This window comes from Achromobacter sp. NFACC18-2 (genome assembly GCF_900108985.1).
GTDB lineage: Bacteria > Pseudomonadota > Gammaproteobacteria > Burkholderiales > Burkholderiaceae_B > Achromobacter.
Window position 1 is genome coordinate 34018 of record NZ_FNYM01000005.1, and the last position, 22468, is coordinate 56485.

Sequence of the window (22468 nt, forward strand, 5' to 3'; positions counted from 1 at the left end):
TCATGCAGCCATCCCGGCGCGCCTTTCTCCTTGGCCGTCGCCCGGTCCAGACGCCCTGGGCGGCCTTCCTGCAACGCCTGGCGCTGGTGTGCCAGGGCCAGGTCCGCGACCTGGGCGAGGGCGGGCCGGAGGGCGCGTGCGCCATCCTCACGCCCGCTCGCGACGCCGACGCCGCGCAAGCGCGCAAGCTGTGCGCCGAATACCGCGTGGTCGTGGAGCTGGAGGGCGCGGCCGGGCCGTTCGCGCCCTCGGCCCGGCCGCGCCTGCGGGTGGATCCCGCCTTGTTGACCGGCTTGACCCGGCTCGATGGCCCCGCGCCGCGCTGGCGCGCGCAGCCGGGCGTGACGCTGGCCGAGTTGGCCCGCGCCGGGTTGCGGCAATTCGCCGGACTGCCGGGCGACATGACGCTCGCCCAATGGGTGGCGGCGCCGGCGCCCTGGCCGGCCGGACGCTGCGCGGCGTCGGGCCTGCTGGCGGCGGACGTGCTGTTGGCCGATGGCGTCGAAGAGACGCTGGGGGCATTCGGCGAATCGGACGTCCAGCCGCTGCGCTCGGCCACGGTTCAGCGCCTGGTGCCCGCCTTGTTCCAGCTTGCGTCCGGCGGCGACGCCTTCGCGACCCACGACGGCTATCACTGGCTGGGCCGCTACCGCCTGGACGCGCTCAAGCCCGAGGCGCCAGCCACCGTCAACCTGGCGCAGTTGCTGCTGGGCCACGGCGGCACGCTGGCCTGGCTGCATGGCGCGTTGCTGGCCGATGTGCCGGCCTGGAATGGCGCCGATGCCGACGGCGGCGCGTCGGCCCGATCCGCGCCCGACGCCCCTGGCCTGGCAACCGTCCGCCTGGACGGACGCGTCAAGAGCCTGTTCGATCCCGAGGGCTGCTTCCCCGAAATCCTGTGGCCTGAAGTCTGAAAAACATTCAGCTTGCTGTAAGATTTCGGCGCTCGATCCCAAGAACGAGGAAGGCGTGCCGTATCGCGTGGCGCGTCATGGGAATAGAATTCCTCCTCTTTCCGTGTCACACACTCTAGCCAGAAGCCGCCCTATGGATGCCAACCTTCGCAAAGCCGCCCTTGAATATCACGAGCACGGGCGCCCCGGCAAAATCTCTGTCACGCCCACCAAGCAGTTGACGAACCAGCGCGACCTGGCGCTGGCGTACTCGCCCGGCGTGGCGGCGGCCTGCGAGGAAATCGTGGCCGATCCGGCCAATGTGTTCCGCTACACCGCGCGCGGCAACCTGGTGGGCGTCATCACCAACGGCACCGCGGTGCTGGGCCTGGGCAACATCGGCGCGCTGGCCTCCAAGCCGGTCATGGAAGGCAAGGCGGTGCTGTTCAAGAAGTTCGCCGGCCTGGATGTTTTCGACATCGAAATCAACGAAACCGATCCGGACAAGCTGGTCGAGATCATCGCCGGCCTGGAAGCCACCTTCGGCGGCATCAACCTTGAGGACATCAAGGCGCCGGAGTGCTTCACGGTGGAGCGCAAGCTGCGCGAGCGCATGAAGATTCCCGTTTTCCACGACGACCAGCATGGCACCGCCATTACGGTGTCGGCCGCCTTCATCAACGGCCTGAAGGTCGTGGGCAAGGACATCAAGACGGTCAAAGTGGTCACGTCGGGCGCGGGCGCCGCGGCGCTGGCCTGTCTGGACCTGATGGTGGACCTGGGCCTGCCGCTGGAAAACATCTGGGTGACCGACATCGAGGGCGTGGTCTATGAGGGCCGCACCACGCTGATGGACCCGGACAAGGCGCGCTTTGCGCAAAAGACCGACGCGCGCAAGCTGGCCGAGGTGATCCAGGACGCCGACGTGTTCCTGGGCCTGTCGGCCGGCGGCGTGCTCAAGCCGGAAATGGTGGCCGCCATGGGGTCGCGTCCGCTGATCCTGGCGCTGGCCAATCCCACGCCGGAAATCCTGCCGGAAGTGGCGCACGGCGTGCGCGACGACGTGGTCATGGCCACGGGCCGGTCGGACTATCCGAACCAGGTCAACAACGTGCTGTGCTTTCCCTACATCTTCCGTGGCGCGCTGGACGTGGGCGCCACGACCATCACGCGCGAGATGGAAAAGGCGGCGGTGTACGCCATTGCCGAACTGGCCGAGGAAGAACAGAACGAAGTCGTGGCCGCGGCCTACGGCACGTTCGACATCTCGTTCGGCCCCGAATACCTGATTCCCAAGCCTTTCGACCCGCGCCTGATCGTGCGCATCGCCCCGGCCGTGGCCAAGGCCGCGATGGAAGGCGGCGTGGCGACGCGCCCGCTGGCTGACCTGGAAGCCTACGAAGAGCAGCTCCAGCAGTTCGTGTACCACTCGGGCGCGTTCATGAAGCCGCTGTTCTCGGCGGCCAAGCGCATCGTGCGCGAGGGCGGTCCCGCCCGCATCGTGTTCGCGGAAGGCGAGGACGAGCGCGTGCTGCGCGCCGTGCAGGTGGTGGTCGACGAGGGCCTGGCCCGCCCCATCCTGGTGGGCCGCCCGTCGGTGCTGCTGACCCGCATCGAAAAGCTGGGCCTGCGCCTGCGCCTGGGCGAAGACGTCGAAGTCACCAACCCGGAATACGACGAACGCTTCCATCAGTACTGGACCACCTACTGGGAGCGCATGTGCCGCCGCGGCATCACCAAGGAAATGGCGCGCGTGGAAATGCGCCGCCGCATGACGCTGATCGGCGCGATGATGGTTCACCTGGGCGATGCCGACGGCATGGTCTGCGGGTCCGTCGGCGCCTACCACGACCATCTGCGTTTCGTGGACGAAGTCATCGGCCGCCGCCCGGGCCACAACGTCTATGCCGCCATGAACATCCTGCTGCTCAACGAGCGCACGGTGGTGCTGGTGGACACGCACGTGAACGACGAGCCCTCGGCCGAACAGATCGCCGAGTTCACCGTGGCCGCCGCGCGCGAAATGCGCCGGCTGTACCTTGCGCCCAAGGCAGCGCTGCTGTCGCGGTCGAACTTCGGCTCGGGCAGCTCGGCCTCGGGGGCCAAGATGCGCCGCGCGTTGGAGCTGATCCGGCAGATCGATCCCGAGCTTGAGATCGACGGCGAAATGCACGGCGACTGCGCGCTGGACGAGGCCCTGCGCATGCGCATCCTGCCTTCGTCCACGCTCAAGGGCGAGGCCAACCTGCTGGTGTGCCCGAACGTGGATGCCGGCAACATCGCCTACAACCTGCTCAAGACGGCGGCGGGCGGCAACGTGGCCGTGGGCCCGTTCCTGCTCGGCTGCAATGCGCCGGTGCATATCCTGACCTCCAGTTCCACCGTGCGCCGCATCGTCAACATGACCGCGATGACGGTGGTCGATGTCAATACACCGCGTTGAAGTGACGCCGGCCGGCAGGGCGTGCCCGCGCACGCCCACCGGCCTGGTGCTGATGGGCGGCGGCGCGCGCGCCGCCTACCAGGTCGGTGTGCTCAGCGCCATCATGGAGCTGCTGGACCCGGACTGGCATTCCCATTTCCAGAACCCCTTTGACATCATCTGCGGCACATCCGCCGGCGCCATCAACGCCGCGGCGCTGGCCTGCCGCGCCGACCGGCCCCACCTGGGCGTGCGCCGCATCCGTCGCCTGTGGTCGTCGCTGAACACCGACATGATCTACCGGGCCGACGCGCCCGGCCTGATCCGCACGGGCGTGCGCTGGCTGGGCCTGCTGTCGCTGGGCTGGATGTACTCCGGCCTGACGCGCAAGCGCCCGCACTCCCTGCTGGACAATGCCCCCATGCAGGCGCTGCTGGAGCGGGTGCTGGACTTTCGCAACCTGCAATCCAACCTGGAAGGCGGCGCGCTGTCGGCGCTGGCCATCACGGCCTCGGGCTACACCAGCGGCGAGCATCTGACCTTCTACCAGGCGCACACCCGGATCGAGCCCTGGCACCGCTATCTGCGGCTGGCGATACCCACGCCCATCAATATCGACCACCTGATGGCGTCGTCGGCCATTCCCTTTGTCTTTCCCGCCCGCCAGGTGCACGTGCACGGCAAGGGCGAATGGTGCGGCGACGGCTCGATGCGCCAGCTCGCGCCGATCAGCCCGGCCATCCACCTGGGCGCGCACCGGGTGATGGTGATCGGCACGGGTTACCGCGACGACACCCACCCCGAGGCGCGCGCCGATTCGCCGCCGTATCCGTCGCTGGCCCAGGTGGGCGGGCACGCGCTGTCGAGCATCTTCCTGGACAGCCTGTCGGCGGACGTCGAGCGCCTGGAGCGCATCAACTACCTGATGGAGCACGCCGGCCCCAATGGCGCGCCGCCAGCCGTGCGCCGCGTCGAGGTGCTGACCCTCACGCCCAGCCAGTCGCTGGACTTGATGGCGCTCGAGCATTTGCAGGACATGCCCGCCCAGGCGCGTGCGCTTTTCCGCGTACTCGGTGTATCGTCCGATCCAGGCCGTCCGGGGGGAGGGGCGCTGATGTCCTATCTCCTCTTCGAAGCCAGCTACACCAAGCGATTGATTGAACTGGGTTATGCCGATACGATGCAGCGTAACGACGAAGTGATCGCCTTTTTCAGGGAGGCACAGGCATGACGCGCAATGGCCAATCTACTTTGCAGCGGCAGCTCATGCGCGGCGGAGCGCTGGCTCACGACGGGCTGGACAAGAAGGCCGTGGTGGACGCCGCGCACGAACTTGGCCTGTCCTTGTTTGTCGCCAATTGCGACCCCTGCCGCAGCCGCTCGGCGGTATTGCGCGCCATCGTCAAGGCCGTGGATTTCCCCGAGTACTTCGGCGGCAACCTGGATGCCCTGTACGACTGCCTGTGCGACACGGTGCTGGACCACAAGTCCGGCGTGGTGCTGTGGCTGTACCGACTGCATTCCGGCGATCCGGCGCTGGAAGAAGACGCGGTCCGCATCGAAACCGTCTGTTCCGACGTTGCGGATTTCGCGCACGAAAACGGCCGTGTCTTCGCCTACGTGATCGAACACGCGGGCAAGCATCCCGATCCGGAGCCTGGCGTGGCCGCGGCCCCCTACGGCGAAAACGACTGATCCGGCCGGGCCGGGACTACCAGCCCTGCAGCGCGCTGACCGCCGAAATCAGCGCCAGTCCGGCCGTCTCGGTGCGCAGCACGCGCGGGCCGAAGCGCACGGCCTGCACGCCCGCCTGGCGCGCCGCGTCCAATTCCTTATCCGTCCATCCGCCTTCCGGGCCGACCAGCAGGGTCAGGGCCTGCGCGCCCGATGCCCCCGATGCCTCCGATCCGCCCGATGCGCCTTGCAGCAGGCCGGCCAGGTCTTGGTCGGCCTCGGGGTGGCAGAGCAGCCGCAATCCGTCGGCGGGCTGGGCCAGCCAGTCGGCCAGCGCCTGCGGCGCATCCACGGGCATGAGGCGGTTGCGGCCGCATTGCTCGGCGGCCGATTGCGCGATGCGCTGCCAGTGCGCCACGCGCTTTTCCAGCCGGGCGCCGGACAGTTGCAGCACGCTGCGCTGCGCGGCGATGGGGCAGACGCGCGCCGCGCCCAGTTCCACCGCCTTTTCCACCACCCAGTCCATCTTGTCGCCGGAGGGCAGGCCCTGCGCCAGCGTGATGCGTCCGCCCAGTTCGGCCTCGCGGGGATTGAACTCGCCAAGCTGGGCGTAGCCCGCCTTGCCGTCGATTTCCAGCACCGCGGGAAATTCGCCGCCCAGGCCGTTGAACAGCGTGATGGCCTCGCCGGCGCGCAGGCGCAGCACGCGCACGGCATGATGGGCAAGGGCGTCGGGAAGGGCGATGCGGGCGCCGGCGGCCAGGGGAACGTCGCAGTAGAAACGGGGGGCGGGCATGGGGGCAAGTAGCGGGAAACGGGGCGTTCTGACGAGTACGCGTAGCCTACCACCGCTCGCCCCTTTCCCTTGGAAACCCCCGATTACATAGGGCATCCGGGCGATGGCGTCCGGGAAATCCCCTGATGCTAAAATCTCCTGCTTCGCAACCTACTCAACTGGCCCTATTTCCAACGTAGGCGCGCCAGTTTCAAAGAGCCTTCCGAATGAGCAATCCGACCGCCCCTAAACTTGCCTTGGCGGATGCCATCCGCGCCCTCGCGATGGATGCCGTGCAACAAGCGAACTCCGGGCATCCGGGTGCTCCCATGGGCATGGCGGAAATCGCCCAAGCCTTGTGGGCCTGCAACCTGCGCCACAATCCCAAGGATCCCGCCTGGGCCAACCGCGACCGCTTCGTGCTGTCCAACGGCCACGGCTCGATGCTGATCTACGCCCTGCTGCACCTGACGGGCTACGACCTGCCCATCGAAGAACTCAAGAATTTCCGCCAGCTCCATTCCAAGACGCCGGGCCACCCCGAAGTGGGCATCACCCCGGGCGTGGAAACCACCACGGGCCCGCTGGGCCAGGGCCTGGGCAATGCCGTGGGCATGGCGCTGGCCGAAGCGCTGCTGGCCGCTGAATTCAACAAGCCGGGCCACACGCTGGTCGACCATCACACCTACGCCTTCACGGGCGACGGTTGCCTGATGGAAGGCATCTCGCACGAGGTGTGCTCGCTGGCCGGCACGCTCAAGCTGGGCAAACTGGTCGTGCTGTACGACGACAACGGCATCTCCATCGACGGCCACGTCGAGCACTGGTTCGCCGACGACACCGCCAAGCGCTTCGAAGGCTACGGCTGGAACGTCATCCGCGGCGTGGACGGCCATGACGTCGCCGCCGTGGACGCCGCCATCAAGGCCGCGCGTTCGCAATCGGAAAAGCCCACGCTCATCGTCTGCCGTACCGTGATCGGCAAGGGCTCGCCCAACATGGCCGGCACGCACAACGTGCACGGCGCCCCGCTGGGCAAGGACGAAATCGCCGCCACGCGCGCCGCGCTGGGCTGGTCGTCGGAACCCTTCCAGATTCCGCAGGACATCTACGACGGCTGGGACGGCCGCAAGCAGGGCGAGCAAGCCCAGGCCGAATGGCAGTCGCGCTTTGACGCCTACGCCGCCGAATTCCCCGCCGAAGCCGCTGAATTCGCCCGCCGCATGAAGGGCGAAATGCCCGCCGGCTACGCCGACCAGTTCAAGGCCTTCCTGGCCGCCACCCTCGAAAAGGGCGAAACCGTCGCCACCCGCAAGGCCTCGCAATTCGCGATCGCCGCGCTGGCGCCGCTGCTGCCGGAAATGCTGGGCGGCTCGGCCGACCTGACCGGCTCCAACTTCACCGACTGGAAGGGCGTCGCCGCCGTCCGCGCCGGCGACCAGGGCATCCAGTTCGGCCGCCACATCAACTACGGCGTGCGCGAATTCGGCATGGCCGCCATCATGAACGGCATCGCCCTGCACGGCGGCTACCTGCCGTTCGGCGGCACGTTCCTGACGTTCTCCGACTACTCGCGCAACGCCATCCGCATGGCTGCGCTGATGAAGCAGCGCGTCGTCCACGTGTTCACGCACGACTCGATCGGCCTGGGCGAAGACGGCCCGACCCACCAGTCCATCGAACACGCGGCCAGCCTGCGCCTGATTCCCAACCTGTCGCTGTGGCGCCCCTGCGATACCGCCGAGACCGCCGTGGCGTGGAACGCCGCCGTGACGCGTCCGGCCAGCATCGGCATGGACGTGCATGACGGCGGCCCCACGGCCCTGTTGCTGTCGCGCCAGAACCTGCCCTTCGTGCAGCGCGACGCGGCCACCGTGGACGCCATCGCGCGCGGCGGCTACGTGCTGCGCGACGCCGACGGCGCCCGCGCCGTCATCATCGCCACCGGCTCTGAAGTCGCCATCGCGCTGGACGCGCAGGCCCAGCTTGCCAAGGAAGGCATCGCTGTGCGCGTGGTCTCCATGCCCAGCACCGACGTCTTCGACAAGCAGGACGCCGCCTGGAAGCAATCCGTGCTGCCCAAGGGCCTGCCGCGCGTGGCCGTCGAAGCCGGCGTCACCGCCTTCTGGCACAAGTACGTCGGCCTGGAAGGCGCCGTGGTCGGCATCGACCGCTACGGTGAATCCGCGCCGGCCGGCGCCCTGTTCAAGTTCTTCGGGCTGACCGCCGACAAGGTGGCCGAGACCGTCAAGCAAGTTTTGTAAAAAAGGAGCTTAGTCATGACCATTCGCGTCGCCATCAACGGTTACGGTCGCATCGGCCGCAACATCCTGCGTGCCCACTATGAAGGTGGCAAGAAGCACGATATCGAAATCGTCGCCATCAACGACCTGGGCGATCCCAAGACGAACGCGCACCTGACGCGCTACGACACCGCCCACGGCAAGTTCCCGGGCACCGTCGAAGTCGACGGCGATTTCATGGTCGTCAACGGCGACAAGATCCGCGTCCTGGCCAACCGCAACCCGGCTGAACTGCCCTGGGGCGACCTGAAGGTCGACGTCGTGCTGGAATGCACGGGCTTTTTCACCACCAAGGAAAAGGCCGGCGCGCACATCAAGGGCGGCGCCAAGAAGGTCATCATCTCGGCCCCCGGCGGCAAGGACGTCGACGCCACCATCGTCTACGGCGTCAACCACGGCGTGCTGAAGGCGACGGACACCGTCATCTCCAACGCCTCGTGCACCACCAACTGCCTGGCCCCGCTGGTCAAGCCGCTGAACGACAAGCTGGGCCTGGAAAACGGCCTGATGACCACCGTGCACGCCTACACCAACGACCAGGTCCTGACCGACGTCTACCACGAAGACCTGCGCCGCGCGCGTTCGGCCACGATGAGCATGATCCCCACCAAGACCGGCGCTGCCGCCGCCGTGGGCCTGGTGCTGCCGGAACTGAACGGCAAGCTGGACGGCTACGCCATCCGCGTTCCGACCATCAACGTGTCGATCGTCGACCTGTCCTTCGTGGCCAGCCGCGACACGACCGTCGAAGAAGTGAACAGCATCCTGAAGGCCGCCTCCGAAGGCGAACTGAAGGGCATCCTGGACTACAACACCGAACCCCTGGTCTCGGTGGACTACAACCACAACCCGGCCTCCAGCACCGTTGACGCGTCGCTGACCAAGGTCTCGGGCCGCCTGGTCAAGGTCTCGTCCTGGTACGACAACGAGTGGGGCTTCTCGAACCGCATGCTCGACACCACCGTCGCGCTGATGTCGGCCAAGTAAGCACGCCGCCAGTCCATAAGGGGACGGATTTGTTTTCCGCCGTTGCGGAAAATGGGTTCGTCCCCTTTGTTCGCCTACCGAAGGAATCCAAATATGTCCAAGGTCAAAACTTTGTCCGCGCTGGCCAAGGCCGGCGCCCTGTCCGGCAAGCGTGTGTTCATCCGCGCCGACCTGAACGTCCCGTTTGATGACGCCGGCCGCATCAGCGAAGACACCCGCATCCGCGCCTCCGTGCCCGGCATCCGCCTGGCGCTGGACGCCGGCGCCGCCGTGATGGTCACGTCCCACCTGGGCCGGCCCAAGGAAGGCGTGCTGACCGAGGCCGATTCGCTCGCCAAGGTCGGCCAGCGCCTGTCCGAACTGCTGGGCATGCCCGTGCACCTGGTGCGCGACTGGGTCGACGGCGTGCAGGTCGACCACGGCCAGGTCGTGCTGCTGGAAAACTGCCGCGTGAACGTCGGCGAAAAGAAAGACGACGAAACGCTGGCCAAGAAAATGGCGGCGCTGTGCGACGTCTACGTCAACGACGCCTTCGGCACCGCGCACCGCGCCGAGGCCACCACCCACGGCATCGCGCGCTTCGCGCCCGTGGCCTGCGCCGGCCCGCTGCTGGAAGCCGAACTGGAAGCCCTGGGCCGCGCGCTGCACGAGCCCAAGCGTCCGCTGGTCGCCATCGTGGGCGGCTCCAAGGTGTCGACCAAGCTGTCCATCCTGCAATCGCTGGCCGACAAGGTCGACCAGTTGGTGGTGGGCGGCGGCATCGCCAACACCTTCATGCTGGCCGCCGGCCTGTCCATCGGCAAGTCGCTGGCCGAGCCCGACCAGGTCGACCAGGCCCGCGCCGTCATCGACATCATGAAAAAGCGCGGCGCGGCCGTGCCGATCCCGGTGGACGTGGTGTGCGCCAAGTCCTTCGGCGCCGACGCCGAGGCCACCGTCAAGGCGGCGACCGACGTGGCCGACGACGACATGATCCTGGACATCGGCCCGCAGACCGCGGCGCAGCTGGCCGAGATCCTGAAGCAGGCCGGCACCATCGTCTGGAACGGCCCCGTGGGCGTGTTCGAGTTCGACCAGTTCGCCCACGGCACGGAAGTGGTGGCGCGCGCCATCGCGGATTCCGAAGGCTTTTCGATCGCGGGCGGCGGCGACACGCTGGCCGCCATCGCCAAGTACAAGATCGGCGAGCAGGTCGGCTACATCTCGACCGGCGGCGGCGCGTTCCTGGAATTCCTGGAAGGCAAGACCCTGCCGGCCGTGGCCGTGCTGGAAGCCCGCGCCGCGGGCTGATCTGCCCGCGGAAGGTGTCTGACACCCCCGGGATGCCGGCGTGATGCCGGGGCCCGCGCAAGGGTGTCAGACACCGGAACGGGTGTCAGACACCCTTGCAATGCCATTGTCTTGATTTCCCGCGCACGCCGTGCGATCGGGTTGGTGTAGGCTAGGCGGTCGACCCGCGCCTTGCGGGAGTCCCTTCTTCCGGTCGTCCCGCAGCACCATGAACTTCCGTTTTATTCCCGGCCTGGCCAACTTCCAGGGCATTTCCCGTGAGTCGGCGCGTCGCGACGTCGCCGCGGGCCTGAGCGTGGCCGCCGTGGCGCTGCCCGTCGGCCTGGCCTATTCCGCCATGATGGGCGTGCCGCCCGTCGCCGGCCTGTGGGCCGCCATCGCGGGCATGCTCGCCTACGCCTTCTTCGGGTCGTCGCGCACCCTCATCGTGGGCCCCGACACCGCCACCTGCACCCTGATCGCCGCCACCCTGACCGGCATGGCGCTGACCACGCCCGAAGACCGCCTGCTGGGCGCCACCGCCATCGCGCTGACCGTGGGCGTGGGCTGCCTGATCGCGCGCGTCCTGCGCCTGGGCGTGCTGGCCAACCTGCTGTCGCGGCCCGTGCTCATTGGCTACATGGCGGGCGTGGCGATCACGCTGGCCACGTCGCAGCTCAGCGGTCTGACCGGCGTGGGACTGCGCAACAGCGGCCTGATCAATCCCTTCCTGGAGCTGTCGCAGCGGCTGTCCGAGATCCGGCTGCCCACACTGTTCCTCGGCGTGGCGTCGTGCGTATTCCTGGTGGCCGTCAAACGCTGGCGCCCCGCGTGGCCTGCCCCCATCCTGCTGGTGGTCGCGACCTGCCTGCTGTCGTGGCTATTCAATTTTCCGGCGCTGGGCATTGCCGTGGTGGGCGACGTGCCGGCCGGGCTGCCGGCGCTCAGCCTGCCGGTGCGTCTGGACAACGTGGACGGGGTCCTGCTGGGGGCCGCGGGCGTGCTGGTCGTCAGCTTTTCCAGCGGCATCGTGACGGCGCGCAGCTTTGCGGCCCGCACGGGCGAACACGTGGACCCGAACCGTGAACTGGTGGGCTTCGGGGCGGCCAACGTCGCGGCCGGCCTGTTCCAGGGCTACGTCGTGACGGGCGCCGATTCGCGCACGGCGGTGGGACTGGTGGCCGGCGGTTCGTCGCCGCTGGTCAGCATCAGCGCCGCCGCCGCGCTGGCGGTCGTGGTGGGCCTGCTGAGCGCGCCGCTGTACTGGCTGCCGCAGTTCGCGTTGTCGGCCATTCTGTTGCTGGCCGCGGCCAGCCTGTTCGACTGGCAGGCCTTCAAGCGGCTGGCCCGGATATCCCGGATCGAATTGGCCTTCGGCGTGCTGGCGGCGGTGGGCGTGGTGGGGTTCGGCGTGCTGCAGGGCGTGGCCGTATCGGTGGGGGCGACGCTGCTGTACGCCATGTACGTGTCGGGCAATCCCCGCGATGCGCTGCTGGGCCGCCTGCCCGGTGAAACCGTGCTGGGCAAGCTGCACCTGAACCCCGAGGCCCGGCCCGTGCCCGGCGTGGTGATCTGGCTGTTCGAGTCCTCGGTGTGGTTCTTCAACGCCGACGCCTTCCGCCGGCGGGCGCGCGAGGTCATCGAGCAGGCGGGCGCCGTGCGCTGGTTCGTGCTGGATGCCGAAGCCATGACCCAGGCCGACGCCGACGCGGTCGAGGCGCTGTACGAACTCAAGCGCGTGCTGGACGAGCGCGGCATCACGCTGGTGGTGGCGGGCGGGCATGGCAAGTTCCGCGAGGCGCTGCAGCGCTCGGGCCTGGTCAACAAGATCGGCCAGAACAAGATCTTCGGCAGTCCCGAGCAGGCGGTCGAAGCCATCGAACGATGGCGCCAGGATGCGCCCGACACGCTGGCCTGATCGGCGGGCCAGGACGGGCCGGGCGGTCAGTCAATGATGTGATAGCCGCCGTCGATATACAGCGTCTGTCCCGTCATCAAACGCGCCGCATCGGTGGCCAGCCACGCGGTGGCTTCGCCCACGTCGTCGATGGACACCAGGCTGCGCGCGGGCGCCTTGGCCTGGGCGCGGTCCAGCATGGTGTCGAATTCCGCGATGCCGGAGGCGGCGCGCGTCTTGAGCGGTCCCGGCGAAATCGCATGCACTCGAATGCCTTGCGGCCCCAGCTCCGCCGCGAGATAGCGCGTGGCCGATTCCAGCGCCGCTTTCACCGGCCCCATCATGTTGTAGTGCTCCACGACCATCTGCGAGCCGTAATAGCTCATGCAGAAGAGCGTGCCGCCGCGGGCCATCAGCGGCTCGGCCAGGTGGGCCATGCGGATGAAGGACCAGCACGACACGTCCATCGCCTGCAGAAAGCCCGCGCGCGAACAATCCGTGACGCGGCCGTGCAGGTCGTCGCGCGGCGCGTAGGCCACGGAGTGCAGCACGAAATCCAGCGCGCCCCAGTCGGCCGCGATCCGGTCGAACACGGCTTCCAGCTCGCCGTCGTTCAGCAGGTTCATCGGCATCAGCAAGGGGGCGTCCACCTGCTGCGCCAGCGGCGCCACGTGGGGCAGCGCCTTGTCGTTCAGGTAGGTCACGGCCAGTTCCGCGCCCATCGCGCGAAACGCCTTGGCGCAGCCCCACGCGATGGAATCGGCATTGGCGATGCCCGTCACCAGGCCGCGCTTGCCCGCGAGCGGCAGGTGCGCGCTCATTGCTGCCTCACGAGGGCAAGGGTGTGTTGCGCGATGATGAGTTCTTCGTTGGTGCGCACCACGTACACGCCGATGCGGCTGTCGTCGCTGGAAATGCGCGGTCCGTGCCGGGCATTGCGTTCCGGGTCCAGCTTGATGCCCAGCCAGCCCCAGTGCTGGCTGATCGCCTGGCGGATCTCGGCGGAGTTTTCGCCGACGCCCGCCGTGAAGACGATGCCGTCGATGCCGTTCATGGCGCAGCCCAGGCCGATCATGCCTTCGGCCACGCGCCAGGCGAAGTATTCGAGCGCCCGCTTGGCCGATGGCGCATCGCTGGCCAGCAGCTCGCGCATGTCGTTGCTGATGCCGGACAGGCCCTTCAAGCCGCAGTCGTAATACAGCATGTGCTCGATCTCATCGTGGCTCATGCCTTGTTCCATCATCCAGAGCACCACGCCGGGGTCCAGGCGCCCCGGCCGGGTGCCCATGGGCAGGCCCTCCAGCGCCGTGAAGCCCATGGTGCTGTCCACGCTCTTGCCCTGGTGCATGGCGCAGGCCGACACGCCGGAGCCCAGGTGGGCGACGATGATCTTGCCCATGGCGATGTCCGGCAACGCCTGCTTCAGGCGCTGCGCGATGTACTCGTACGACAGGCCGTGAAAGCCGTAGCGGCGCACGCCTTCCAGGTACAGGCGCTCGGGCAGCGCGTAGCGGTCGGCGACGTCCGAGTGGCTGCGGTGGAACGCCGTGTCGAAGCAGGCGACCTGCGGAATCCACGGCCGGCGCTCGCGGATGACGCGGATCGGCGCCAGGTTGTTGGGCTGGTGCAGCGGCGCGAGCGGCGTGAAGGCGGCCAGCCTGGTCAGGATGTCGTCATCGACCAGCACGGGCTCGGACAGGTCGGGCCCGCCGTGGACCACGCGATGCCCCACGGCCAGGGGCGCGCCGCCCAGATGGCCGCTCAGCCAGGTGCCCACGACTTCCTGCGCGTTGGGCACGTCGGGGGCATGGCTGGGCGCGATGTCGCGCTCCACCAGCGCCTGCCCCGCCGCGTCGCGCACCCGCAGCCGGGGATGCGTGGTGCCGATGCCCTCCAGCTGGCCGCCCAGCCTGGGCGCGAGCGCGTGCTTGTCGTCGATGTCGTACAGGTAGAACTTGATGCTGGAACTGCCGGCGTTGATGACGAGGATGGTGTCGCTCATGGCGGTGTGCTTCCACGTTGAGACAAGTCGCTCGGAGCCCGCGCGAGCGGGCAGGGGGCCTGCTGTCAGGCCAGGGGCTTGGCCTGCTCCTGGGCAAGGTGGTGGGCGTAGATCGCCGCCACCGCGCACGAGGCCAGGCGCGAACGCGGGCTGTCGGCGCGGCTGGTCAGGATGATGGGCACGCGCGCGCCCAGCACGATGCCGGCGGCCTCGGCGTTCGCCAGGAAGGTCAGGTTCTTGGCCAGCATGTTGCCGGCCTCCAGGTCGGGCACCACCAGCACCTGCGCCACCCCGGCCACGGGCGACCGGATGCCCTTGATGCGCGCCGCGTCCGGGCTGATGGCGTTGTCCAGCGCCAGCGGGCCGTCCAGCACGCCGCCCGAGATCTGGCCGCGGTCGGCCATCTTGCACAGCGCTGCGGCCTCGATGGTGCTGGGGATGCTGGGGGTGACCTGTTCCACCGCCGACAGGATCGCCACCCGCGGCTCGCCCAGCCCCAATCCCCGATGCAGGTCGATCACGTTGCGGATGATGTCAGCCTTGGTTTCCAGGTCGGGAAAGATGTTGATGGCCGCGTCGGTGATGAAGAGCGGTTCCGGGTAGGTCGGCACTTCCATGATGAACACGTGGCTGATGCGGCGGCCGCTGCGCAGGCCGGTGGTGCGCGCCACCACCTCGTGCATCAGTTCGTCCGTGTGCAGGCTGCCCTTCATCAGCAGCGCGGCCTCGCCGCTGCGCACCAGCGCCACGGCGGCTTCGGCGGCCGCGTGGCTGTGCGGCACATCGACGATGCGCGCATCGCCCAGGTTCAGCTTGAACTGCGCGGCGGTGTCGCGGATCTTGCCTTCGGGGCCGACCAGGATGGGCTTGAGCAGGCCCAGGTCGCGCGCCTCCAGCGCCGCCGACAACGAGGGTTCGTCGCAGGGATGGGCGATGGCGCAGGGCGTCGCCTCCAGCGTCTGGGCGCGCGCGATGAGTTTGTCGTAGTGCGTGGAGGTGGGCAGGCTCATGATGTCTTGGCCTTCGAAGGTTGGCGGGAAGCCGCCTTGCCGCCAGCGCGCCGCGCCGGTGTGCTGGCGGCCGTCTTGGCGGACGTCTTGGCCGCGCTGCCAGACCGGCTCTTGGCCGCGGTCTTGGCCGCCGGTTTCTCGGCGCCCTTGGCCGGTGAGGCGCCGTTAGCCGCCTTGCGGGCCGCGGCGGGGTGCTGTCTGGCCGTCTTGGCCGGCACCTGCGCGGCAGCCTGGACCAGTTCGTCGACCGCGTTGCCGTTCACGGTCTCGGCCGCATCCTGCGCGCCGTTGCCCGCATCGGCCGCCTTGGCGGTCCGCCGGCGGGCCACCGGCTGGGGCTGTTCGCGCCGCTGCGCGCGCCGCTCGGCCGCTTCGAAGATGCGCTCCATGTCGTTCAGGCTTTCACGCGCCGCGTCGCTGAGCGGCTCGGCGGCTTCCAGCACGCTCTTCATGGCGTCCAGGCCGGCGCGGATTTCCGCCGCCGTCGATCCTTCCAGCAGGTGCGGCATGGCCTGGATCGCGGCGGTCGAATCCAGCGTCATCATCAGGGCCTGTTCGCGGATGACGTCCTTGAACTGTTCAAGGGTCAGCGCGTTGTCGGCTTCGGCGCGCATCTTGCGGATCAGGGCGAAGCTGCGCTCGTCCAGGCCGCCTTCGGCGCCCGAGACATACAGCAGCATGCGGATCGCGGCCACGCGCAGGCCGCCTTCCTGCAGCATCGAACGCAGTTCCGCGGCGCGCTGTTCCATGAAGCGGCGATGCTCCGGGGACACCCCGGGATGCTTGCGCGGCGGACCGGACTTGGCGCCCAGGCCGGCCAGATCCTGCACCACCGGCGACCCGTAGATGCCCATGAAGGCGCGTTCGTCGGCCGAGTCGCGCATTTCCTGCCAGATGTTCAGGCCGGTCTCGACCATGTTCGAGAACATCTCCTGCGCGACCAGGAAGGGATTGGAGGGCGAGGCCTGCTGACGGCTCTCGCGCACCTGTTCGGCCACCTTGGCGACCGGCGCGATCAGCGGATTGCGGTCGGAGATCAGTTCGTAGGGCAGGCGCAGCGGATGCATGCGCTGCATCCATTCGGCCGACTGCGGCGTCACCATGGCGCGCAGCCACGGCTGCACGAAGCTGCGGTACATGCCGAGATTGATGTCGGAAATGCGGGCCACGGCGGCAAAGCGCTGGTCGTCTTCTTCGTTGCGGTCGACGATGGCGCGCACGTCGTCCAGTTTGCGCTGTTCGAAGGACAGGACATAGTTGCCGAAGGCGAGGTCCGCGTTGGGCGTATCCGGCGTCTTGTCGACGATTTCGGCTTCGTAGATGCCCGGCGGAAGCACATCGATCATGTCGATGTTGGAGGTGAATTCCTGGTGTTCCTTGCGGGCCACGCTGCCCGACACGAAGATGCCCAGGTGGCCAATGCTTTCATGCACGGCGTACACGATGGTCTGGCCGTGCGCGAGGATTTCGGCCTCGTTCTGATACAGGTCGGGTATCCAGCCCAGCGCCTGGGGCGGCGGGGTGATGTTGTCGCCCTTGGAGCAGAACACCACGATGGGCGAGCGGATGTTGCGCAGGTCGATGCGGATGCCGTCGGAGGTCACGAGACCTGCGGTGGCCAGGCGGTTGCCCACGAACAGGTTGTCGACGATGTACTGGATCTCGGGCCCATTCAGGAAGACGTGGCCGCCCCACCACTTTTCGAAGCTCAGGTAGCGGCTGGCCTCGGTGTCGACCTTGGAGTACAGGTTGTACTGCTTGGACCACAAGGTGTTGGCCGGATTCAGGTTCTCGAAATTCTGCACCAGCCAGGCGCCGTCGAACTTGCCGTTGCCCAGGTCGCTGGTCAGCGCGGTGAGCCAGCTTCCGCCCAGCAGGCCGCCGGCATAGCGCATGGGGTTCATACCGCGCCAGCCCGCCCAATACGACAGGGGGGCGCCGGCCACGATGATGGGGCCGAAGAGCTCGGGATGGACGGCGGCGGTCATCATGATCTGCCAGCCCGCCTGGCAATTGGCCACGACGACCGGCTTGCCTTCCGCGTCGGGGTGCAGGGCGATGATTTCTTCCAGGAAGCGGGCCTCGGCCATCATCACGTCTTCGACGGTCTGCGTGGGCATGGGCTGAGGCAGGAACGTCGCGAAGTAGCAGGGGTGTCCCGCCCGCACGGCGACGCCGATTTCGCTTTCGGGTTTGAAGCCGCCGATGCCCGGCCCGTGGCCGGCCCGCGGGTCCACCACCAGGAAGGGGCGCTTGATCGGGTCCACTTCCACGCCCTCCGGGGGCGTGATGCGCAAGAGGCCGTAGTTGACGGGGCGCGGCAGCTCGCGGCCGTCTAGCACCAGCTCAAATTCCATGCTGAGCACATTGGGCGCGCGCTTGGCCATGTGATCGTGGTACTGATTGCCGCGCTGGCGCATCACGTCAGCGTAAAGCACGCCGCGCTGCCAGGCGTCCACCGCATATTCATAAGCGGCCGTCCAGGGGTTGAAGGACGGGACGGGTGTGTGATCGGTGCCGGATCCGGCCATGGCGATCTCCTGTAAATTGCTGCCGGCGGCAAAGCGCCGCCTGGCAAGCCGGTCCCAGTGGAACCGGCGGAGTTGACCTCCCCATTACACCGCAATGGATGCTGCGGTGCAACATCCGATCGCTTGCGCGGCGTCAAGCCGGGCCGGATCGGCCCGCTTCCGGTTGAGCCGCTTCAATCGGGTCAGCGGGCGGCGGCGTTGTGCTCCAGCCATTTCTGCACGCCCGGCCGCTGCCACTGGGCATCGACGTAGGCGCGCAGGGTGTCCGGCAGGTCGTCCTGCTCCAGGCGCTTGAGCATGGCCGCAAGGTCCGTGTCGGCAATACACCACTCGTCGAACAGCGTGGTCTGGTGGACGCCCACCAGATGGCTGGCCACCAGGATCAGCTTGGCCGCGGCGGCATGGCCGGCGTCGGACAGGGGCTGGCCGGCTTCTCCGTAGAACACGGTTTCGGTGGGGCGTTCCTGGCGCAGGGCCGTGAGGTCGCTGCGCAGCCAGGCCTGGAGCTGGCGGGCGCGGGCGCGCTCGCGCAGGCCGGCCGGAAACAGGGCGGCGTGGTCGGGCGCGGGAAAGGCTTCGTCCAGGTATTCGGCGATGGCGCTCGATTCGGTCAGGTTGAAATCCGCGTGCGTCATGGCCGGCACCCGCGAGGTGAGCGCGCGGCACTGGAACGGCTGCATGCGCTGCTCGCCGGCGTCCAGGTCGATGGGACGCACTTCGAACGGCAGGCGCTTTTCGGTCAGCGCCACATAGACCGACATGGCGAAGGGGCTGAGGAACAGGGAGTCGACGTATAGCGTAATCGGGGCGCCCAAGGCTTGTCTCCGGGTCAGGCGGGTAACGTATGGTCAGGCTGCGCGGGGCGCCTGCGTTTGCAAAGCGTAACGCAACGGCAACCCGGACGTGTCGCGCCGGCGCGTCAGTCCACGATGAAAAGCTTGGCGCCGGTGGCGGTGGATGAGCGGTGCGGTTCGGCCTGGTCTGCCACCTGGTAGCTCATGCCCGGCGTCAGCACGAACTGGCGGCCGTCTTCCAGCTCGGTGTGCAGTTCGCCTTCGAGGCAGAACAGGATATGGCCCTTGGTGCACCAGTGGTCAGCCAGGTAGCCGGCCGTGTACTCCACCATGCGTACCCGAAGATCGCCAAAATGGCGGGTCCGCCAGTACGCCATTCCGGTGTCGCCGGCGTGTTCGGTGCGTTCCACTTCGGACCAGTCGGTGGTGCCGAAGGGGATGTTGCTCATCTTCATCGTGATTCCTGCGGTGTGGGTGCTGGCCCCGGTCATCCGGGGCGAAAACAGAAAACACATACTACGCCATTCAGGCGGCCAGCTTTTTCTGCCAGAACATGGCGCGCCCGGTGGTCTCGTCCAGCGCATAGCCCTCGAAGCCCTGCTTGCGGTACAGGCCCTGGGCGACGGCGTTGCCTTCCAGCACTTCCAGCGTGATCTTGCAGCAGCCCATCTGGCGCGCCCGGTCCTCCAGCGCGGCCAGCAGTTGCTTGCCCACGCCGCGGCCCTGGAACGCCGGCGCTACCGCCAGATCGTGCAGGTTGAGCAGCGGACGGCATGCAAAGGTGGAGAATCCCTCGAGGTAGATCGCCACGCCGGCGGCCTGGCCATCGACGCGGGCCAGCAGGGCGTGGGCGGTGGGGCGGCGGGCCAGTTCCGCGATCAGGTTGGCCTGCGCATGGGCGGGCAGGGGCGTGTTGCCGCCCATGGGTCCGCTGGCGTATTCGTTCAGCATGGCCAGCACCTGGCGGCCGTGTTCCGGGTCGTTGAAGTTGACGTCGATGATGTCCAGCACGTTCGGTTTCCTTCGCGCGGGCACGCGGGGCCCGCGATGGATGATGTCGGGAAGCGGCGCGACCGGGGCGGACGCGCGCCAAACCGACCATTATGCGCCGTTTCCAACCTGGCAAATTGCATTGAAAAATCGGTCCATAGCCCCTATCTTTTGGCTATTCAAGGCCGGATCCGGCTGTGCCGGACGCGGCCTCAACCCTCTACGTGAGCTGGAACATGGAGTTCAAGGACTACTACAGCATTCTCGGGGTGGAACAGGGCGCGTCCGACGACGACATCCGCAAGGCCTACCGCAAGCTGGCCCGCAAATATCACCCCGACGTCAGCAAGGAAAGCGATGCCGAGTCGCGCATGCGCGACGTCAACGAGGCCTATGACGTGCTGCGCGACGCCGAAAAGCGCCAGGCCTATGACAACCTGGCGGCGGGCGTATCACCCGATGGGGGCTTCCAGCCGCCGCCGGGCTGGGACGAGGGCTTCGAATTCCACCGCGGCGCGGCGCCCGGCGACGAAGCGCAATTCAGCGAATTCTTTTCGTCGCTGTTCGGTGGCCACGGCGGGCGGCGCGGGGCGCGGCAGCAGGAGTTCCGCGCGCGCGGCGAAGACCACCACGCCGCCATCGAAGTCGACCTGGAAGACGCGTTCAAGGGCGCAACGCGCGACATCAGCCTGCGCTCCATGCAGATGGACGCCCAGGGCCGGCCGCAGATGCAGAGCCGCACGCTCAGCGTCAGGATCCCGGCTGGCGTGCGCGAAGGCCAGTACATCCGGCTGGTCGGACAAGGCATGCCCGGTTATGGCGGCGCCGAAAACGGCGACCTGTACCTGGAAGTGCGCTTCAAGCCGCACCCGCGCTATCGCGCCGATGGCCGCGATCTCTACATGACGCTGCCGGTCGCGCCCTGGGAAGCCGCGCTGGGCGCGCATGTCCAGGCGCCCACGCCCGCAGGCACGGTCGAGGTGTCGGTGCCGCCGGGGTCCGGCAACGGCCGCAAGCTCCGGCTGCGGGGGCGCGGCATCCCGGGCGATCCGCCCGGCGACCTGTACCTGGTCCTGGACCTGGTCCTGCCGCCGGCCGACAGCGACGCCGCCAAGGCCGCCTACCGCAAGCTGCAGCAGGACCTGCCCTTCAACCCGCGCCGCAACCTGGGGGTCTGACCATGAAGAAGATCGTGATCGCCAGCGCCACCGTCGTGGGCAAGTCGCAACCGCTCAGCGCCGACGACCTTGCCCGCGCCTGCGGGGCGGAAGTGGAATGGGTGGCCCGGCTGGTGGAAGTGGGCATCGTCAACGCCAGCGGCGGCGGCCCGTCGGAATGGCGCTTCTACAGCGTGGACCTGCAGCGCGCCCTGCACGCGCGGCGGCTGGAACGCGACTTTGGCGCGGGGCTGGATGCCGTGGCCCTCATCCTGGACCTGAGCCAGGAGGTGCGCCGCCTCAGGGCGCAATTGCGGGCGCTGGGGGGGCTGCCCTGAGGGCACGCGGCCAACGCCCGGCATGGCGGGCTACGGGATATTGCTGGCCTTGGCGGCGTAGCGATCCGCAAGGCAAAATGGTCCGATCCCCCCAAGGAGTCCGACCATGCTTACGCTCTATCACGCGCCGCGATCGCGGTCGTTCCGGATACTGTGGCTGCTCGAGGAACTGGGCGTGCCTTACGACACCGAAATGGTGTCGATCCGCGGCCACGACAGCACGGGGCACATGCCGGCCGATTACATCGACATCCATCCGCATCGCAAGGTGCCGGCGCTGGTGCATGACGGGGTGCCCGTATTCGAGACGCCGGCCATCGCGCTGTACCTGACGGACCTGCACCCCGAGGCGGGCCTCGGGCCGCTCATCGGCGACCGGCAGCGCGGCCCCTACCTGACCTGGCTGGCCTATTCCACGGGCGTGTTCGAGCCGGCCATGGTCGAGCGGGCCTACAAGACGCCGCACCAGGCGGCGCTGGGGTGGGGGTCGGCGGACGAGGTCGAGCAGGTGCTGGCCCGGGTGCTGCAGGCGCGGCCCTTCTTCCTGGGCGACAAGTTTTCCGCCGTCGACATCGTGCTGGGCGGCTCGCTGCAGTACATGATGCAGATGAAAGTCGTGCCCGAAACGCCCGTCTTCACCGCCTACGTCGAGCGGCTGGGCGACCGCCCGGCCATGCACCGCGCGTTGCAGCGCGACGGCGACATCGAAGAGTCCTGACGCCCGGCGCGCGAAGTCAGCGCGGGCCCGCGATGCGCGCCTGCAGGTGGTCCCGCCATTGTTCCGGACGGCCCAGGTAGCGGCTGGGTTCCAGCAAGGTGTAGACGCCGCCCTGCTCCAGCGCCAGCGTGGGAAAGCCCGTGCCGCCCACCTGGGCCAGCAGCCGGCGGCTGGCGGCGATGTGCGCGGCCGTCTCGGCACCCTGCGCGGCCGCATACGCCGCTTCGAAGGCCCCGGCGTCCAGGCCGATGTCCGTTGCCAGCGTCCTGAGGACCGCCGGGTCGGCGATGCGCCGGCCTTCCACATAGTGCGCGTGCTGCATCCGGCGCAGCAGGTCCAGGCCGCGGCCCGCCATTGTCTGCGCGGCCAGGATGGCCGTGGTGGGCGGTTCGGAATCGAACACGGCCCCGCCGTCACGCAGCAGGCCGTCGAAATAGCCCGGACCGAACGGCTGCCCCGTCAGCCCGGCGATGCGCTCGTCGTGCGGCATGACGTAGCGGCGCAGGGCCTCGGTGACCGGCTGGCGGTTGGCGCCGGTCATCATGCCGCCGCCGTGGGGCTCGATGGACAGGCCCGCAATGCCGCGGGCGGCCTCCACCAGCGGCGCGGCGCCATAGCACCAGCCGCAGAGCGGATCAAAAACATAATGCAGAGTGGGAAGAGAGGTCGTCATGGCGCCATGGTAGACGGCGCCCGGCGCGGGCGCAT

Annotated in this window: 20 protein-coding genes; 11 read left to right on the forward strand and 9 right to left on the reverse strand. The window is 68.3% G+C overall.

Annotation, left to right across the window (positions count from 1 at the left end; genetic code table 11):
* Nucleotides 1–2: 2 nt before the first annotated feature.
* From BMW75_RS08930 to BMW75_RS08945, 4 genes are all read left to right on the forward strand, one after another.
* The gene (locus BMW75_RS08930; protein ID WP_092578694.1) at nucleotides 3–914 is read left to right on the forward strand and encodes an FAD-binding protein; all 912 of its coding nucleotides are present in this window, start codon (nucleotides 3–5) and stop codon (nucleotides 912–914) included.
* Between the two features lie 133 nt (nucleotides 915–1047).
* Nucleotides 1048–3336: an NADP-dependent malic enzyme gene (locus BMW75_RS08935; RefSeq protein ID WP_092578696.1), complete on the forward strand. Its 2289-nt coding sequence runs from the start codon at nucleotides 1048–1050 to the stop codon at nucleotides 3334–3336.
* The gene (locus tag BMW75_RS08940; RefSeq protein WP_175493128.1) at nucleotides 3317–4546 is read left to right on the forward strand and encodes a patatin-like phospholipase family protein; all 1230 of its coding nucleotides are present in this window, start codon (nucleotides 3317–3319) and stop codon (nucleotides 4544–4546) included. The genes BMW75_RS08935 and BMW75_RS08940 overlap by 20 nt, the downstream gene beginning before the upstream one ends.
* Nucleotides 4543–5010, forward strand: a complete 468-nt coding sequence (locus tag BMW75_RS08945; protein WP_076516055.1) for a barstar family protein — start codon at nucleotides 4543–4545, stop codon at nucleotides 5008–5010. The genes BMW75_RS08940 and BMW75_RS08945 overlap by 4 nt, the downstream gene beginning before the upstream one ends.
* Nucleotides 5011–5026: 16 nt before the next feature.
* On the opposite strand, the gene BMW75_RS08950 is transcribed toward BMW75_RS08945, so the two are convergent.
* Entirely contained in the window at nucleotides 5027–5785 is a 759-nt protein-coding gene (locus BMW75_RS08950; RefSeq protein WP_092578698.1) for a 16S rRNA (uracil(1498)-N(3))-methyltransferase, read from the reverse strand.
* Between the two features lie 206 nt (nucleotides 5786–5991).
* Here BMW75_RS08950 and tkt point away from each other — a divergent pair, with 206 nt between their 5' ends.
* The 4 genes from tkt to BMW75_RS08970 all read left to right on the forward strand — a co-directional run bounded on the left by tkt (nucleotide 5992) and on the right by BMW75_RS08970 (nucleotide 12241).
* The gene (tkt, locus tag BMW75_RS08955; protein WP_092578700.1) at nucleotides 5992–8028 is read left to right on the forward strand and encodes a transketolase; all 2037 of its coding nucleotides are present in this window, start codon (nucleotides 5992–5994) and stop codon (nucleotides 8026–8028) included.
* 15 nt (nucleotides 8029–8043) lie between these two features.
* Nucleotides 8044–9054 carry a type I glyceraldehyde-3-phosphate dehydrogenase gene (gene gap / locus BMW75_RS08960; protein ID WP_076516049.1) on the forward strand — a complete coding sequence of 337 codons (1011 nt, stop codon included), beginning with the start codon at nucleotides 8044–8046 and terminating at the stop codon, nucleotides 9052–9054.
* A gap of 93 nt (nucleotides 9055–9147) precedes the next feature.
* On the forward strand, nucleotides 9148–10344 hold the full coding sequence (locus BMW75_RS08965; RefSeq protein ID WP_092578702.1) for a phosphoglycerate kinase: 1197 nt from the start codon (nucleotides 9148–9150) through the stop codon (nucleotides 10342–10344).
* A 208-nt stretch (nucleotides 10345–10552) separates the two neighbouring features.
* Nucleotides 10553–12241: a SulP family inorganic anion transporter gene (locus BMW75_RS08970; RefSeq protein WP_092578704.1), complete on the forward strand. Its 1689-nt coding sequence runs from the start codon at nucleotides 10553–10555 to the stop codon at nucleotides 12239–12241.
* A gap of 26 nt (nucleotides 12242–12267) precedes the next feature.
* On the opposite strand, the gene fabI is transcribed toward BMW75_RS08970, so the two are convergent.
* From fabI to BMW75_RS09005, 7 genes are all read right to left on the reverse strand, one after another.
* A complete protein-coding gene (gene fabI, locus BMW75_RS08975) occupies nucleotides 12268–13041 on the reverse strand; it encodes an enoyl-ACP reductase FabI (protein WP_092578706.1) in 774 nt (257 codons plus the stop codon).
* Nucleotides 13038–14222, reverse strand: coding sequence for an acetate/propionate family kinase (locus BMW75_RS08980; RefSeq protein ID WP_092578708.1), 1185 nt, complete (start codon nucleotides 14220–14222; stop codon nucleotides 13038–13040). The genes fabI and BMW75_RS08980 overlap by 4 nt, the downstream gene beginning before the upstream one ends.
* Nucleotides 14223–14287: 65 nt before the next feature.
* Nucleotides 14288–15232: a phosphate acetyltransferase gene (locus BMW75_RS08985; RefSeq protein WP_076516039.1), complete on the reverse strand. Its 945-nt coding sequence runs from the start codon at nucleotides 15230–15232 to the stop codon at nucleotides 14288–14290.
* Entirely contained in the window at nucleotides 15229–17763 is a 2535-nt protein-coding gene (locus BMW75_RS08990; RefSeq protein WP_092578710.1) for a DUF3141 domain-containing protein, read from the reverse strand. The genes BMW75_RS08985 and BMW75_RS08990 overlap by 4 nt, the downstream gene beginning before the upstream one ends.
* A 182-nt stretch (nucleotides 17764–17945) precedes the next feature.
* Nucleotides 17946–18578, reverse strand: a complete 633-nt coding sequence (yfcF, locus tag BMW75_RS08995) for a glutathione transferase (RefSeq protein ID WP_092578712.1) — start codon at nucleotides 18576–18578, stop codon at nucleotides 17946–17948.
* Nucleotides 18579–18682: 104 nt separating this feature from the next.
* Complete coding sequence (locus BMW75_RS09000; protein ID WP_092578714.1) at nucleotides 18683–19012, reverse strand: DHCW motif cupin fold protein; 330 nt, start codon at nucleotides 19010–19012, stop codon at nucleotides 18683–18685.
* 70 nt (nucleotides 19013–19082) lie between these two features.
* Nucleotides 19083–19568 (reverse strand): GNAT family N-acetyltransferase, encoded by a 486-nt coding sequence (locus BMW75_RS09005; RefSeq protein WP_092578716.1) that lies wholly within the window; start codon nucleotides 19566–19568, stop codon nucleotides 19083–19085.
* Between the two features lie 215 nt (nucleotides 19569–19783).
* Between BMW75_RS09005 and BMW75_RS09010 the strand changes: the two genes are divergently transcribed.
* The 3 genes from BMW75_RS09010 (at nucleotide 19784) to BMW75_RS09020 (ending at nucleotide 21760) form a co-directional block, all read left to right on the forward strand.
* Nucleotides 19784–20725, forward strand: a complete 942-nt coding sequence (locus BMW75_RS09010; protein WP_092578718.1) for a DnaJ C-terminal domain-containing protein — start codon at nucleotides 19784–19786, stop codon at nucleotides 20723–20725.
* Nucleotides 20726–20727: 2 nt separating this feature from the next.
* Entirely contained in the window at nucleotides 20728–21042 is a 315-nt protein-coding gene (locus BMW75_RS09015) for a chaperone modulator CbpM (protein ID WP_092578720.1), read from the forward strand.
* A gap of 106 nt (nucleotides 21043–21148) precedes the next feature.
* Nucleotides 21149–21760 carry a glutathione S-transferase family protein gene (locus tag BMW75_RS09020; protein WP_092578722.1) on the forward strand — a complete coding sequence of 204 codons (612 nt, stop codon included), beginning with the start codon at nucleotides 21149–21151 and terminating at the stop codon, nucleotides 21758–21760.
* A gap of 16 nt (nucleotides 21761–21776) precedes the next feature.
* On the opposite strand, the gene BMW75_RS09025 is transcribed toward BMW75_RS09020, so the two are convergent.
* The gene (locus BMW75_RS09025) at nucleotides 21777–22433 is read right to left on the reverse strand and encodes a DsbA family protein (RefSeq protein ID WP_092578724.1); all 657 of its coding nucleotides are present in this window, start codon (nucleotides 22431–22433) and stop codon (nucleotides 21777–21779) included.
* Nucleotides 22434–22468 lie beyond the last annotated feature (35 nt).